The sequence below is a fragment of the Thalassotalea crassostreae genome (assembly GCF_001831495.1).
Classification (GTDB): domain Bacteria; phylum Pseudomonadota; class Gammaproteobacteria; order Enterobacterales; family Alteromonadaceae; genus Thalassotalea_A; species Thalassotalea_A crassostreae.
The window spans coordinates 2,243,964-2,260,579 of record NZ_CP017689.1; the positions used below are offsets into that span (position 1 = coordinate 2,243,964).

Annotated in this window: 13 protein-coding genes; 4 read left to right on the forward strand and 9 right to left on the reverse strand. The window is 38.5% G+C overall.

Features of this window, described 5'->3' with window-relative positions:
• Positions 1 to 11: 11 nt before the first annotated feature.
• Positions 12 to 518, reverse strand: a complete 507-nt coding sequence (locus LT090_RS09735) for a RidA family protein (protein WP_068545451.1) — start codon at positions 516 to 518, stop codon at positions 12 to 14.
• Positions 519 to 820: 302 nt separating this feature from the next.
• On the reverse strand, positions 821 to 1,978 hold the full coding sequence (locus LT090_RS09740; RefSeq protein WP_068545450.1) for an alpha-hydroxy acid oxidase: 1,158 nt from the start codon (positions 1,976 to 1,978) through the stop codon (positions 821 to 823).
• Positions 1,979 to 2,247: 269 nt separating this feature from the next.
• On the opposite strand from LT090_RS09740, the gene LT090_RS09745 reads away from it, so the two are divergent.
• On the forward strand, positions 2,248 to 3,405 hold the full coding sequence (locus tag LT090_RS09745; RefSeq protein WP_068545449.1) for an MBL fold metallo-hydrolase: 1,158 nt from the start codon (positions 2,248 to 2,250) through the stop codon (positions 3,403 to 3,405).
• A gap of 107 nt (positions 3,406 to 3,512) precedes the next feature.
• On the opposite strand, the gene LT090_RS09750 is transcribed toward LT090_RS09745, so the two are convergent.
• The 4 genes from LT090_RS09750 to LT090_RS09765 all read right to left on the reverse strand — a co-directional run bounded on the left by LT090_RS09750 (position 3,513) and on the right by LT090_RS09765 (position 9,745).
• Positions 3,513 to 5,882 carry a molybdopterin-dependent oxidoreductase gene (locus LT090_RS09750; RefSeq protein ID WP_082897083.1) on the reverse strand — a complete coding sequence of 790 codons (2,370 nt, stop codon included), beginning with the start codon at positions 5,880 to 5,882 and terminating at the stop codon, positions 3,513 to 3,515.
• Positions 5,883 to 6,054: 172 nt separating this feature from the next.
• Entirely contained in the window at positions 6,055 to 7,878 is a 1,824-nt protein-coding gene (locus LT090_RS09755) for an acyl-CoA dehydrogenase C-terminal domain-containing protein (protein WP_068545447.1), read from the reverse strand.
• Positions 7,879 to 8,166: 288 nt separating this feature from the next.
• A complete protein-coding gene (locus LT090_RS09760; RefSeq protein WP_068545446.1) occupies positions 8,167 to 8,628 on the reverse strand; it encodes a MaoC family dehydratase in 462 nt (153 codons plus the stop codon).
• 1 nt (position 8,629) lies between these two features.
• On the reverse strand, positions 8,630 to 9,745 hold the full coding sequence (locus tag LT090_RS09765) for a YkvI family membrane protein (protein WP_157726597.1): 1,116 nt from the start codon (positions 9,743 to 9,745) through the stop codon (positions 8,630 to 8,632).
• A 294-nt stretch (positions 9,746 to 10,039) separates the two neighbouring features.
• Here LT090_RS09765 and LT090_RS09770 point away from each other — a divergent pair, with 294 nt between their 5' ends.
• Positions 10,040 to 10,462, forward strand: a complete 423-nt coding sequence (locus LT090_RS09770) for a MaoC family dehydratase (protein ID WP_068545444.1) — start codon at positions 10,040 to 10,042, stop codon at positions 10,460 to 10,462.
• 38 nt (positions 10,463 to 10,500) lie between these two features.
• Entirely contained in the window at positions 10,501 to 11,781 is a 1,281-nt protein-coding gene (locus tag LT090_RS09775; protein WP_068545443.1) for an ACS family MFS transporter, read from the forward strand.
• Between the two features lie 100 nt (positions 11,782 to 11,881).
• Here the strand turns inward: LT090_RS09775 and LT090_RS09780 are convergent, their stop codons facing one another.
• A complete protein-coding gene (locus LT090_RS09780) occupies positions 11,882 to 13,222 on the reverse strand; it encodes a carbohydrate porin (protein ID WP_068545442.1) in 1,341 nt (446 codons plus the stop codon).
• A 206-nt stretch (positions 13,223 to 13,428) separates the two neighbouring features.
• Positions 13,429 to 14,463 (reverse strand): AraC family transcriptional regulator, encoded by a 1,035-nt coding sequence (locus LT090_RS09785; RefSeq protein WP_068545441.1) that lies wholly within the window; start codon positions 14,461 to 14,463, stop codon positions 13,429 to 13,431.
• A gap of 99 nt (positions 14,464 to 14,562) precedes the next feature.
• Between LT090_RS09785 and LT090_RS09790 the strand changes: the two genes are divergently transcribed.
• Positions 14,563 to 15,615 (forward strand): helix-turn-helix domain-containing protein, encoded by a 1,053-nt coding sequence (locus LT090_RS09790; protein ID WP_068545440.1) that lies wholly within the window; start codon positions 14,563 to 14,565, stop codon positions 15,613 to 15,615.
• A 104-nt stretch (positions 15,616 to 15,719) separates the two neighbouring features.
• Here the strand turns inward: LT090_RS09790 and LT090_RS09795 are convergent, their stop codons facing one another.
• Positions 15,720 to 16,553 (reverse strand): hypothetical protein, encoded by an 834-nt coding sequence (locus LT090_RS09795; RefSeq protein ID WP_198360657.1) that lies wholly within the window; start codon positions 16,551 to 16,553, stop codon positions 15,720 to 15,722.
• Positions 16,554 to 16,616 lie beyond the last annotated feature (63 nt).

The window sequence follows — 16,616 nt, forward strand, 5'->3', positions numbered from 1 at the left end:
CAACCTAGTAATTAGTGAAGTTCTAATTCAGCTTCAACTTCAACACTTAAGTTCATTGGTAGCATTGCCATACCAACAGCACTGCGACAAGCCATGCCACTTTCTTTACCAAATATTTCAATAATAGTTCTTGAAAAGCCATCAATTACCGGTGTTTGACCAGTAAAACCTGGAGCTGTGTTAACCATGCCTAACACTTTTACCCAAGACTTAATTTTAGATAATTCTCCTAATTCGCGTTTTAGCGTACCAACCATTGCTAGAGCCGTTAATTTAGCCGCTTCTTGAGCTTGTTCCAAAGTAAGAGTATCACCAACCTGTCCCATTAAATGCGTAGCAATAGTGCCATCGGGGTTTAATGCCCCGTGACCAGAGACGATAACGCGCTTGTCAATTACTTTGACCATCGAAAGTAGTACTTCAAACCCTGGAGGAAGCTGCAACTCACCAGTAATTTCATAGCCAAGCTTTTGCATGCGTTGTTCGGGTGTTAGCTCGGGTGTTAGGTTATTTGACATAATATTCTCTCTCTTGCATTAACAACACAGGCGTTGTTATGGGCTAAATTTATTTTAATTGTAATTATTGGATTTAGTGGATGATTTAAAAGTAGCACGCACTCTTGTAAAAAAATTGTCAGAAACGGCAAAGACCTTGCCGTCTGCTTTTTACCTTAGATAAAACTGCTCTTATTAAGCACAAATGTTTCTTTATTGATTTTTATAAATGTTTATACAAAAGTTGGATAAATAAAAACCGCAGCCCTATTAAAGGAAATGCGGTTATTCTCATATACAGCAGCATGTTAGAAATTTGAGTACTATTTATGACGCAACATACTTGCATTGATGTCATTGATATTAGTTGCGCCACAAACAATCATTGCACGCTCTATTTCAGCCTTAAACATATTGATTACAAATTCAATACCAGCACTGCCGGCAGCAGATAAACCATAAACAAAAGGTCGAGCTGTTGATACAGCTGTTGCTCCCATAGCAAGAGCTTTTACTACATCGGTTCCTCGACGTAGTCCCCCATCAAGAATTATTTCAGCTTGTCCTGAAATCGCATCAACAACATCAGGGAGAACCGAAAAAGTAGATGGTATTGCATCAAAATTTCGCCCACCTTGATTAGAAACAATGACGCCTTCGGCGCCTATCGCAACAGCTTGTTTGGCATTATCAGCAGACAATATTCCTTTAATAGCCATAGGGCCTTGCCAGTTCTCTCTAATCCAAGTAAGCGTTTCCCACGTAACCGGGCAAACCAAGTTGTGAAATAGCCACTGTTGATCTTTACCTTGGTCAAAGTAATGCTGAAAATTGGCAAAGTCCGGTTTGCTTTTCATATAACCCTTCACCCATTTAGGGTGAGCCATTAATGAAAGGATGCTACGTAAAGGGAACGTCGGAGGAATACCAAAACCGGTTCGTACATCACGCTCTCGATTACCATGTATAGGATTGTCAATCGTTACGATTAACGCCTTATAGCCAGAGGTTTTAGCACGTTCAAGCATGTGTTTCATAATGCCTTTGTCACGCGCTGGTTGTAATTGAAAAAATTTTGCTGAATCGGAAACTTGAGCAACGTCTTCCATAGACGTTGTGGCAAAATTAGACATGCTGTAGATACACCCGGTATTAGCCGCCGCTTTTGCTGTTCCTTTTTCGCCGTCAGAGTGCATAACTTTGTGTGCGCCCCATGGCGACAATAAAATGGGCGATGCCGATTTTTGCCCAAGAATCGTCGTGGTTAAATCAGCAGACTCTATTCCAGTACCAAAATTAGGCATTAAGCAGACATCATCAAACGTACGAGTATTTTCAGCCAGCGTTTTTTCGTCATCGCCGCCGCCATCAATATATTCTCGTATTGCTAATGGCAACGCCTTGTGAGCGGCCTTTCGTACATCACTTGTATTTAAACAATGCTTTAAGGCCTTAGGGGTATGCCCTGACTGTTGGCTCATTTTTATTACCTAATAACTAAAATTTTGTCTTAACCTTACTTTACACGGATGTTTTGATGTTCACTTATCAGTTTAGGTATTGGAATTGACAATTTTGGCAATCCGATTAATTCATCGCTATTATTGTCAATAGCTACAGTCCATGTAAATAACAAGTCAATTTAAGCATCATCGTTTTACCTAGGCATATTTAGCTTTAACAACAATGCTTTGGTGCTAATATTAACCATTATCATTATTTAATTGACCGACATATACGGAGAACAGCATTGGCCATTGAAGATTATAAACAGGATGATGAGCATAGTAATTCCTGCCAAATTAATGACCATGAATCTAAGCTAAATTACCCTTTTTCTATTCCTGAAAAGTATCAGAAACAGCTAATTGGCGATGGTATATATTGGTTTCGTGTGCCTTTGCCTTTTAAGCTCGATCATATAAACCTCTACTTAATTGAAGATGGTGATGGTTGGTGTTTAATCGATACCGGCATGGGTACAAATTATTCAAAGCAGTATTGGCAAGACGTTGAGCATAATATTCTTGATAATAAGCCGATCAATAAAATCGTTATCACCCATACCCATCCAGATCATGTCGGCCTTGCCAGTTGGTTACAAAAGAAACATGATTGCCCAATACTTATCAGTCAACGTGAATACGATATGATGGCGTATTTATTCAGTATCAGTGGCAGTAGTCCTCCTAAATACTATCTTGATTACTTATTAAGAGCTGGAATGTCACCTGAGTTTACCGATAAAGTAAAAGAAGAACGAGACGATGGCTTTGATAAAGCGGTTGATGGCTTGCCACGACGATGCCAATTTATTAGACACGAAGATGTAATTGAGCTTGGTGATCACCGTTTTGAAATCATTATTGGTAGCGGCCATTCACCCGCTCACGCAAGTTTATACTGTAAAGAGCTGGGTTTATTATTTTCTGGCGATCAAGTGATCCCTGAGATCCCGTCAATGGTTACCTTGTATCCGAAGAACCCAAAGTTTAAAGATCATCGAAAACAAAACCCGTTAGGCCGTTGGCTTAACGCGCTTAATGGTTTAAAACAGCTACCAAGCGATACCTTAGTACTTCCCGCTCACTCAAAACCGTTTATTGGACTGCATAAGCGCGTCGATGAAATTATCGAAAACCATTGTAAATTACTGAATAAATTACTTGCCGCCTTGACTCAGCCACGAACTGTGAGTCAAACGTTGATGCCTATATATAAGCGTAAGGTCAAAGACAATATCTATGTAATGTTTATTAGTGAGTTGCTCGCTCATATTCAGTTTTTAGAGCAATTGACATTAGTTAAGCGAGAGGAGACAGAAACTGTTGACCTATTTAGTACAATAAAGTCAGTGGATCTGTGCAAAGAAATAAATAAATTTTTATCTGTAAACACAAAGAGTTAAAGCTCTACCTAAAAAACAATTGCTAAATTGCAGTTAAAAACATAATTTGAAATAAACCTCTGTCGCTCGCGAGAAACAACGCTCTACCCGCGAGCAAACACTATTTACTAATACAAATCTGTAACTTCAGGCTGCTCAAATACCGTCACGTCTGGTAATTTACCGTGATATTTTTCGATTTCTACTAAGCAACTATGGGCACTACAGCCTTGTGCTAACCTAGAAGTGCCCCTATCTTTAGTAAGTACATTAGGGTTGCCGTGAGCTTCTATTTTCTTGCCATCAACTGTTTTCGGATCGTACCAAGCACCTGTTGGCAGTTCGATAACACCATCTCGAATTTCATTTGATATTTCAACCCCGGCTAAACAAGCACCGCGATCGTTAAACAAGCGAATAATGTCGCCATCTTCTATGTTTCTCTTCTTAGCTTCAACACAATTGATACGAGCTCTCTCACGGTGCTTTATCTTATACTCCCGACTCGTTCGAGCATGATCAAACTGGCTATGCAGTCGAGTTTTAGGTTGATTTGATACTAAATGCAATGGGTATTTAATTGCCATGTCACTACCAAGCCACTCGGTATGCTCATACCACTTTGCATGTCCGACACAATCGTCATAATTAAAGCTGGCAATGGTGTCAGAAAATATTTCTATTTTTCCAGACGGTGTGCGCAATGGAAACTTGTTGGGATCACGACGAAAGCGCTCTAACGTAAACTCAATATCATCAAGTTGGTCGCCCACATAAAACTGCTCTCCTTGCCAAAACTCCTTAAATTCAGGCAAGTTAACATCAATTTTTGCTGCGTTATCACGGGTTGTATTATAAAGTTGTTCAACCCATTGCATTTCAGACTTGCCACCGGTAAGTTCTTCGAAAAACCCTAATTTTTCGGCCAATCCAGCAAAAATATCAAAATCAGAGCGAGACTCTGCAAACGGTTTAACTGCTTGTCGCATCGGCGAAATATACGCATCATAACTACTGCCACCAATGTCGTTGCGTTCCATCATAGTTGTACAGGGGAATACAATATCAGCATGTCGTGCCGTTGCCGTCCAAAAAGCTTCATTAACAATGATTGTGTCGGGTTTCGACCATGCTTTGGCGAGTTCATCTAAATCTTGATGATGATGAAAAGGGTTACCACCAGCCCAGTAAATCAATTTAATATCGGGATAAGTTAAGTCCATGCCATTGTACTGATATTTCGCTCCAGGGTTATTCAACATATCAGTATGACGTGCTACAGGAATAAACTTTTTATCACCTAGTGCCGCCCGCTCACCAATTCCCATACCAAAAGCACCCATTTTATAAGTTGGTACTTTGCGTCCGCCAAAACCCATATTATGGATACAGCCGTAACCGTAACCCACACCGGCTCCGACTTTACCGATGTGACCTAACATGGCTGCAAGCGTAGTAAACATCCAATAGGTTTGTTCGCCAAACTCTTGGCGTTGTAACGACCAACTAATGCTTAACACACTTGGTGCTTGACCTAATTCAAGGGCAAGTTCAATTATTTCTTGCGCGCTAATTCCACAAATATTTGCTGCCCATGTCGCGTCTTTTGCAATGCCATCAGTCTCACCGAGTAGATAAGGTAAGAACTTTTCAAAACCTACCGTATATTTATTAATAAAATCGTTATCGACAAGGTCATTAATCGCTATCGTGTGCGCTAAACCTAGCATTAACGCAACATCAGTATTTGGTATTATACCCATCCACTTAGCGTCTAGTTCACTGATAACATCGTCACGAATTGGGCTAATATTAACAACATTCACCCCGGCATCTTTAAGCTGTTTTAACTGCTGTATTGCAGTATGAGCGCCAATGCCACCAGCATTAACTTGCGAATTTTTGATTGCGGCACCGCCGAACAATACAAAATTTTTCGACGTTTTAGCGATTTCCTCAGGACTAGGTGCTTCTCGAACCAATAACAAAAATGGAATTCCAGTGACATGATTCATAATGACTTCAGCAGCAGCAGATGAATATGTATTTAGCGAGTCAACGTAACCACCACACAAACCTAAAAATTTATGTATTTGACTTTGTGCATGATGAAATCGACCAGCGCTTGCCCAGCCGTAAGAGCTGCCATAAATCGCATCATTCGAGTATTTATCTTTAGTAACTTTAATCGCTTTAGCCGCTAAATCGAGTGCGACATCCCAGCTCACAGCAACAAAGGGCTCTTTACCTCGCCCCTTACCATCACTGTTTATTCCGTCTTCTAAATAGCTTTTACGCACCATAGGTTGGGCAATACGAGCGCCCTTATCTAAGGCATCATTGAGCGATTGTCCGATGTCTGTCGGTTCTTTATCAACGTCATAGTTTTTAATAGAAATGATTTGTTCACCGTCTGATTCAACTCGGTAATTTCCCCAATGTGAACAAGTTGGCGACATTCTAACTTTCTTAGAAGAATTGCTATTTTTAACAGACATTGTATACCTTAGTATAAGAGTTAACGGTAAAATAATTGTTAACTCATACTAAAACTTTAAACCTTGGAAGAATTGTCTTTAAGTGATAAAAAGTTGAAATTAGTGACGTTTTTATATTTTGTAATACAAAAGAGCCTCATTGAGGCTCTTTTAGCTGATAACATTATGGTTATTAATCAACGAAACTTAGTAAATCTTCATCAAGTTGCATCAATGTTTTAGGATCTGCCATCATCGTTTCTGCAAGCGATTTTGTTCTAGGAAGAATGCGTTCAAAATAAAACTCAGCAGTCTTAATTTTTGCTCTGTAAAAATCTCTGTTTTCAACATCTGTCGCTAGTTTTTCGTAGGCTGTTTGTGCCATTTGCGCCCAGAAATAAGCCATTGTCACATAACCTGAATACATCAAATAATCGACCGACGCAGAGCCTATAACATCACGATCTTTCTTCGCTTTTAGCGCTAAGCGCAACGTATATTGCTGCCAATTTGCCGTTGCTTTACTTAAAGGCCATATAAACCGATTCATTTGTGCTTTATGTGGGTTAGTCGATAACATCGACTTGTCTTTACAATAACCCAAAATTTCGAAGGCAAACTGTTTAAAGGACTTACCACGATTGAGCAATATTTTACGGGCTAACAAGTCCAATGATTGGATCCCTGTTGTACCTTCATACAAAGTTGCTATCCGAGCATCTCGTACAATTTGCTCCATGCCCCACTCTTTAATATAGCCATGGCCGCCAAATATTTGCAGACCATGATTTGCGCTTTCAGAGCCTAATTCCGTTAAAAAAGCCTTCAGTATAGGGGTGATAAATCCTAAACGATAATCTGCTCGTTTACGCTCCTTCTCGGTTTTCGCCATTTCGATTTCGTCAACCAATTTTGCGGTGTAGTAGATCATAGCTCTACCGCCTTCGCTGATTGCTTTTTGTGTCATCAGCATTTTACGAACATCAGGATGAACAATAATTGGGTCGGCAACTTTGTCGGGATGTTTCTTTCCAGTTAAAGAACGCATAGACAAGCGTTCTTTGGCATACAAAAGCGAATTTTGATAAGCAAGTTCTGCGCTACAAACGCCTTGCAAAGCAGTACCTACGCGAGCAGTATTCATAAAGGTAAACATACATTCCAAACCTTTATTTTCTGGCCCAATTAAAACACCTTTAGCATTATCAAAATTTAATACCGCTGTCGAGGAAGCTTTAATTCCCATTTTTTCTTCTATTGACCCACAAGTCACATTATTGGCTTCGCCAATATTTCCTTGCTGATCAACATTCATCTTAGATACGATAAATAAAGAAATTCCACGAGTTCCTTCAGGAGCTCCCGGTAAACGAGCTAAAACAATATGAACAATATTTTCAGTTAAATCATGTTCACCAGCAGATATAAATATTTTAGTGCCGGTAATGTTATAAGTACCATCACCGTTATCTTCTGCTTTAGTTTTTACTTGACCTAAATCTGTGCCACATTGCGGCTCAGTTAAACACATCGTACCAGTCCAAGTACCTTCAGTTAAACGTGTTAAATAAAGTTCTTTTTGCTCTTCAGTGCCGTGCGTTTGTATAGTGTTCATCGCGCCATGGCTTAATCCTGGATACATCGCCCAAGACCAATTAGCAGTGCCCATCATCTCAGACTTTACCATCCCCAATGACGGTGGTAACCCTTGCCCGCCATGTTCGACAGGGTGAGATAAACTCTGCCAGCCACCATCAACATATTGCTTATACGCCTCTTTAAACCCTGATGGCGTGGTTACGATTCCTTCATTAAAGCTACAGCCTTCTTTATCACCGCTTTGGTTAAGCGGCAGCAATTCATTTTCACAAAATTTTGCGCACTCACTCATGATGGCATCAACTAGATCAGGAGTAGCCTCCTCAAACTCATCAAACTTTTGGTAATGTTCGTAATAATCAAACACATCTTCAATAAGAAATTTTATATCCGTAATTGGCGCTTTATAGCTCAACATAGTGAAAACCTTAACCCTGTAATTTATTCTGTAATCGTTATTTATCGTTCGAGTATAACAGAAAAACAAACTGGTCATACCACTAAATACAGTTTTTTTTAACATGGATCTAACAAGGCTAAATTGTAAGGGCTACGGTGCTTATCAGTAGAAAAGAGAATAGAAAACGAAAATACAATGCAAAGAAAATTAAAAGGTAGTAAATAAAATTTAAAACAAAGAAAGTAGAAGATAAAATTAGAAGGTAACTTTACTATTACCTTCTGTGGTAGGGATCGTGAATTGAGTTTATAACGGCCAATAACGAACGATGAAGTTTCCAAGGGTGACAGGTTGCTCTTCGCCCTCCACTGTCCAAGTAAAATCATAATGCACCGCGATCCCCTCTTTACGCTGTTCGATTTTATCGACGCTAAATTTTAGTACGATAGAATCGCCCGCTTTTACTGGCTTTAGGATCCTAAATCGATCAGTGCCTAAAAATAATGCCTTCATATTATGTAATTCAACATGGTCAAAGTATACCGAATGCAACAATGACATAGTAAACATACCAGGTGCGACAATCGCGCCAAAAGGCGAAGCTTTTGCGCGCTCTTGATCAAAATGAAACCAATCCATTTGATTCACGCTTCGGCAAAAATCTTGGATCATTTCGGCGCTGATATGCATCGGGCGAGAGGTAAACAGTTCTTTTCCTTCGTAGGAAAATAACGACTCTATACCGTGTAATTCAATTTTAGCTGTCATGTTATTTTGCACCTACAAGTTCAGCTTTATTAGTAATAACCTTGTATAAACCTATGGTTAAAAGTGGGATAAAAAACACGACAATAAAGGTTAGGAATAAAAATTTATAGCCAGCCAAAATCAAACCAACGATGCCCATCGTCGACAACGCTAAACTAAATATCACCATAGCGCCTGCCGTCAAACCATGCTGCGTAGCAGTTAACGTTGTGCCTTTTTTCTCTTGCAAATAGTTATCAATTCGTTCAACAAACCCCTGCATCATGCCAACGCCAGTTTGCAAAATTAATACAAATAAAATCAATACATAAATATCGATCAACCATTCAGAGCCAAGCTTTTCTAATAACCAATAAACCGGTACTTCAGCGCCGGAATTTAATATTTCAGGATAATGGGACACCATAGCATAATGCAGAGCTACCAATGGTAAAACCCCAATTACTGCGGTTGAAAAACCGGCGACAAATGATTCTTTTCGTTGTTGAATTTTACGGCCAGCAAATAATAACAATGGAAAGAAAGCGACATTAACCATGGCATATTGCATGCCGACACCTATTGGCGCTACTGAGGCTGTATCGTTAGCAAAATGGGCACTGGTAACATCACCAAGATTGAAAAATACGTAGCCTGCTATAACCGTCAAAATTATCAATAAACTAGCCGAGGCAAATTCCATTGATTTTTCGATAAACTCCCTGCCTTTATAGGTAAAGAAGATAACTGTTGAGAGTAGCAATATTTGGCCAATATAATTATTGGTATCAAAGTACTCACCAAGCACGGTACCTGCTGCCGTTGATGAAATAGCGATAACAATTATCATCGACAGTAAAATGGCGATTTCATAAAGCCACCAAAATTTACCTAAAATAATCTTGCTAAATTTTCTGTAGTCGTAAGCTTGATGTGTCCGTGATAACTCAAAGCAAAGGAATATAACCAATGCTACGACCGCTACTATACTAGCAATAGCAATAAAGCCGCCGATAGGCCCATTGACAGTGACGTATTGAACTAGCTCAACGCCAGATCCCATAGAACCACCAAAAAATACTGATAACCATACCGCTGCAGGGATCAATATCACTCTATTAAAAAAAGAATTTGCCACAACTACCTCAACAATGTTTATTTCTTTATTCTAGCGTTGTTAGATCTCTTTTATCAACCACACTAGAAAACACCATACTGAGCCTAACTCATTAAAATCTTATTATCAACCCATAACAATGTTTAAAAAGAAAATACAAACATTAAGAAATCTAGCTATTACGCTCATAAAACACCATGAAATCCAGTAACAAAAGAGCCTTTGTAAATTGAATCATTATCAACTTGATAACATCACAGTTAGGAGATATGATTGAGTCGAGCTCAATAACAAATATTAAAGGAATGGGGTTTGATGACAGAAAGAACATATGTTGGTGAAATATATAGCCAAACGATGACCCTAACTATTCACGATATTGCAAATGGTGCGACGGCTCTTGGTGATACCAATCCGATTCATTTTAATGAACAGGCGGCAATCAAAGCAGGTTACCCTGGTATTATTGCAAGTGGCGCACACACATCAGGATTGTGTGGTGGCGTATTAACACAAAAATTTCAAGATACCGGCACTTTTATGGGCCTCGATTGCAGTTATCGGTTTCATCGCGCTGTATTACCAGATCAAGTATTAACCATTGTCTGGCGCACAAATCGCATTGAATTTAAAAAGTCATTAAGTGGCTATCTTGTTTCTTTGTCTGGAAAAATGCTCGACGATGCTGGTAATGCATTAATTACCGCTAGAATGAAAGTGCTTTTGCGTGACGACTAAACTTGAGCACTCTCCTCTGCTTTGCCTATAACGAATAAATGAATATGTTAAATTCAGCTTTTTTATCAAATTGGCAACAACGCCATAATATTACTATTTTGTGTACATTCGCACTGATTATTTGTTTTATCGATAGGGTAAATATTTCCGTTGCTATTTTACCAATGCAACAGCAATTTGGTTGGGATGATACAACCAAAGGTCTTGTTTTAGCTTCGTTTTTTATCGGCTATATGATAATGCAAATCTTAGGCGGAATTTTGGCTAGCAAGTTTGGCGGTAAAGTTGTACTCGGCAGCGCAGTGATCTTTTGGTCTTTATTTACCATGTTAACACCAATGTTAGCAGTGGCGTCTTTTCCTTTGTTAATTATTGGCCGTATTTTACTAGGTCTTGGTGAAGGAGCAAGCGTCCCTGCTGCCTATTCAATGTTTAAACATTGGGTTCCAAGATCAGAGCAAGCACGAACCATTAGTACTTTTTCTACTGGAGCACCGCTTGGCACCATTATCGGACTAATTGGCTCTGGCTGGGTTATCCATCACTATGGTTGGGAAATAGTATTTTACCTATTTGGTGGCCTTGGGTTTATCTGGATCATATTCTGGCTAAAATTTTCTTATTCTAAACCTAGTGAAAACCCTCATATTAGTGAGCAGGAGATTGCGCTCATTTATGCAGAAAAGGACGAGATCAAGCAACATCAAGTCATTCCATGGAAACAGTTTTTTACCAAGCCTCCAGTTTGGGCATTATTTTATGCGGCTTTTACCACTCAATGGACTTTATATTTATTTATCGCTTGGTTACCGAGTTATTTTTCAGACGTCCATGGTTTTAGTATCACCCAAGCAGGCTTTTCTTCGGCGGCGCCTTGGCTAACCATGATTGTCATGATCAGTGTTGCTGGATATACCACAGATAAACTTATCGCTCGTGGTAAGTCAGTATGTTTTGTGCGAAAGCTAGTGCAAAGTATCGGTTTAATAGGTTCAGCGCTATGCTTACTTTTAGCCTTGTATATTACAGAGCCAGTGATGGCGATAGTATGCACGTGTGGAGCATTAGGGCTACTATCTTTTTGCTATTCTGGTTACACCGTAAATCCTATGGATATCGCGCCAAAGCATTCGGAAGTCTTATTTGGAATAGTTAATACCGCTGGAACGCTACCAGGTATTCTCTCGGTGGCGTTAACAGGTTGGCTTGTCGATGTAACTAACAGCTACAATTCAGCATTTATTCTCGCCGCTACATTTAGCCTCAGTGGTGCTTTAATATTTACTTTATTTGGTACCACAAAAAAAATTATTGACTAAATCTTACGAATATTTGACGAAAGGTTAATTATAATTTCAAAAAAAAGAGCTAAACATTACGTTTAGCTCTTTTATTTTTAACTACGCAAGAAGACAGTAACTACAGCGTCATTCTGAATCGGATCCCCGTAACTAAGACATCATCTTCAGTGTTGTTTGCTGGGTCTATTAAATATTGTATGTTTGCTGTTACGGCAAAATTTTGTGCTAATTGCATTCGATAGAAACTCTCGATCGTAGATTGACTTTCATTTTGTGCGAAACCGAAATCAATAATTTCATCAACAATATTACCGTGTGACATTGAAATACCAAACAAATCAGAGCGTTGTTGGAAATACTTCATATAACCTACAGTAACGAACTCTTGGTAAAGCTGAACAATATCGTGTTTTATCTCATCCACATCGGAAACACCAACTTTAGCAAAAACCATGTGCTCCAAGTCCCAAGTATAGTTAGCACCAATGACAATACCCTCGGCACCATCATCACTTTCGTCATATTCACCGTATGCGGTTCTATCATCCATTTGCCAAAGCGTTACGTGGATATTTTTAAAATAGCGTTCGCCGCGAGATGGTGAGTAGCCAAACTCTACAGTTTTATATAACTCGTCGAAGCCTTCTTCAAATGGGTCATCGGTATCAACGCTACCGTTAGCATCATTAACCGCGGCTTGGACATAAATCGTATCACTAAACCAATGGCCAATGGCAACACCGTAACTGTTATCAGGAAGCGCGATAGACATATTTAATAAAGTATCTAAGTTTGAAAAAGCGGTCCAAGGAATCGCATAACCTAAAACATCAAAATAGTCATTTGGATCGAATTTACCAACAACTATTGCCGTATTACCATCATTAAAATATTGTTGCCAGTTTAAGTCGACTAACACCCCGCCTTTATCACTAAACAGCATACCGGTTTGACTTAGGTAACCAGCATTGCCACCAAGTTCAGATGGAGTGGTATCGCCTAACTCGTGACGATGATCCACTTTAAAGACTAATGATCCTTTGTTCGCTGTGCCTTTATTGACAAGTTCCCACTTACCATAAAAACGAGCGATACCAGAAGCAGCTGAATCGTAAGCAGCGCCGGGTGTTGTGTCACTCAAACTTTGATATAACACACTATAATCTAAGCCAAATTGCAGACCAGTGTCTTCATAGATATCGTGTTTCCAATCTTTAACGCCTTTAACACTGTCATCTAATCCTTTAATTCTAAAAATTGGATATTTGTCTTTATCATCGTCTTCTAACTGATGACCAGTTTCTGCTGGCCCACCAAAGCCTTCATCTGAGTCATATTTAACTTTTGACTTCGATTTCTCAGTTCCCTCTTTGGCCATTTCTTCTGCAAAAACGTTTGGAGAAAGTACAAGTGCACTCGAAAGTACAAACATTTTCATTAAATTAAATTTATCTTTCATTTTATTTCCTCGGAGCTTCTTAATTGAACTCTCTATTAAGTCATACTGCTATATATTAATTTTAGGAAAAAGCACTGATAAATCAAATAAATAATTAGAATTATTTATATTTCATTTTAGAAGATAATGATTTAAATGAATTGGCTACATTAACTTTGAAATAATGTTCAAAACAACCTAAGAAAGTGAAGCAAAAATAAAGCTTATTATACACTCTCGTTTTTCAGTTTACTTCTAAACTCCCTTGGCGTTTCACCTGTATGAGCTTTGAAAGAGCGGGTAAAATTACTATTTTCTGAAAAACATAATTTCTCAGCAACTTCAACGAGTTTTAAATCCAAATTGGATAAGTATTCTTTCGCTAAAGTCATACGGGCATTTTCAGAAATATCACGATAATTTAAGCCAAATTGCTTAATCTTTTGACTTAAGCTTCGGGTACTCATTCCCAACTCGCGAGCTATCGCTTCTTTTGAAAATACGCCCTTTTTCATTAGATCAATAATATTACTATAGATTCGGGTCGGTAATTCAAAATGTTCAAAGCGCTTCGTATATTCTTCTACAAGCTTTTGATTAACATCGTAAATTTGAGGATCATAGCCAATTTGCTCTATTTCTAACTGGCCCTTGGTTAAATAAAATCCAGTCATCGGTGCATCAAACTCTATCTCTGTATTAAATACTTTCTGGATTTGGTCGACGTACTTTTGCTGAGGTTTAGCAGTAGAGAAACATACTTTATGGAATACAAAATCAGGACTAATACTGAATTTAAAATGTGCATACATTAAACAAACCCACGCAAACTGCATATTTGTTTCAGATAACTTTCCATGGGTAGATTCAGCATATACAAACCAATTATCTTCCGTTTTTATTGTCCTTACTACTGACCCCGTTGAAACCATTGTGCAGTGTTTTATCAGCAATTCGACATTTTCTTCAACAGTTTTACAGGAATAACATAAAGGACCAAGCGCATTAAGCGTTACCGGTCGATAATTATTGACCATATTTAATGCTAAAAATGGTTTTCGAGGATTATCAATAATCATTGATAAAATAGGCAAAAACGAGCTACCTTTAACTCGACCACATTGTGCAAGTAAGTCTTGAGCATCAACTAATTCAATATATTGGCGCAATGAATCGACACTTTCACCTGCTTCTTCCAGTGTTTGAATAAGCATATGCAGTAGTGAACGAATCACTGAATGTTGATAATCAAGTATTTGCAACTTGTCTTCTCCCTTGCCTTATAACTAGTAATCAGCATAATATACTGAATCTGCTAATATTTATTAGCATAACGAATATTTAATTCTAAAGTCTAATCTATGAAACTTGAAGCATCAATTCAAACAAAACGTTATCTTTTTATTCTAGAAGCGTTTAAAAAAATTTATAACGAACAAATTAATGATACCGATCAGGAGCTTGCTGAGTTATTAGAACAATACATTAACGCCGATGATATTAGCGTAAGTGGACGCAAATATATTAAAAACATCGTTCATAGATGGGGAAAGACTAACCTCAACGTAGCAATGCAACTTAATTTTGCCAAACCAATAAACCCAGCTTTATTCGGTGTGTTTGGTCTTTGTGTAGGTTCTGCGACTACATTACGCTGCTTCTTTGAGCAATGGGCTGAATTTGGCCGTATCCTATTTACCTTTAATACCACTACATTTTTAGAAGGCGATACGGTTGCGACGTTAACCTTCCATCCTGATGCTGATGTTGTTGAAGAGAATATTCATTACCAAACAATACAAGGCGGTATTGCAGCGAGTTTATCTAATTTAAGAACGGTATCTAGCGCAAGCTTTAGCCCTGATAAAATTGTTTTACCAAGCGGTATCAGTCAAAAATCGAGAGATGCTATTTCCGAATTAGCTGGCTGTCCGGTGGAAACTACTGAAGAAAATATTGGCCAACTGATCATTAATAAAAGTCGTCTATCGACTCTATTACCGGCCGGCGATAGCCAATGTAACCTTGCCTATTACCAGTTAGCGGCAAGACGCCTTATTGATGTTGCTCCAGATAACATGGTTTACAAAGTCCGCTCGTGGTTTATCGATACCATAATTAGCAATAATATAGACCATGCAGATATTGTTAAAGACCTCGGCTTAAGTATAGAATTTATTAAAGAAAAACTTGTTGAGCATAATAGTGATATCAATAAAGTAAAGAGCAGTGTCCTGCCGACTTTAGCAAGGCACCTACTACAACAGCAAGGTGTACAAATTAAAGAAATAGCCTTTAAACTCGGTTACACCAGCGCCAGCTCTTTTAATAAAGCATACAACCGCTGGACCGGTCATTCCCCAGCCGATTATCGGAAATCTTATATTGAGCGTATAAATAACCTAAAATTTTAGTCTTAATATTAATTAAATGTCATTAATAATGCTTCAACAGACCACATAAAAAAACCGCTAGAATATAGCGGTTTTCATGTTTAAGGTATAAATAAAGTATTGATTTATCTAAACCAGTTAGCCATAACGTTTTCAACAACAGGTGAAATGTTAAAGCTGATCATCCATTCTGGACCAAAATCATCATCTTTTTCCACGTAGTAGTTTATTTCCATACCTAGTTTCCATGGACGAGCACCAAACATTACTGTTTTACCAAATGAAAAGTTTACCGGTACTGTCCATTGTTCAGCTACATGGTCATAAGAAATTATTGGTGATGTTCCGTAATTCCAACCTCCACCAGGTAATTTCACCCAGAAAAATTGTGATGATGTAATGCTGATATCTATGTCGCCGCCAACATCCCACTGGTGATTAGGAAACGCACCGATAATACCATCTGCAGAGATCTGACCCCATAAAAACTCAGGTCCTAATGTAGTAGATTCACCGCCACCAACTTTTTCATCACCAGTAGGTAATGATGTAAAAACACCAAGTGCCATTAACTCGCCAGGATTGTCTTTTGGTGGCGCAAACGCATAGGCAACATCCATAGAAATATCGCCAAGACCTGATTCTTCAGCCCAAGGGGTGGACACATGTATAGGAACTGCTGGACGCCAAATTATTTTCGTACCATCGTCTCGTGGAAACGGCAAAGATGGCTGAAACAATATCATTTGACTGTCTTGATCGTCAGCGCCCGGAATATCTCCTTCGTAAGTACGATGTTGAAATTTGAAATTCAATGATGCAAAGGCAGTATTAGGGTTAGCTAACTCTTTTGCCGCTTTATCTGCTTCACTTTCTCCTTCTGCAGCAAAAGCAGATAGTGAAACTGTTGCTAAAACGCCAAAAAATAATTTACTCATTTTTGATTGGATGATGGACATAAACTTTAAATCTCCCTGATGATTTTTAGTTATTTTTGATAATACAATTTATTTATAGTCGAT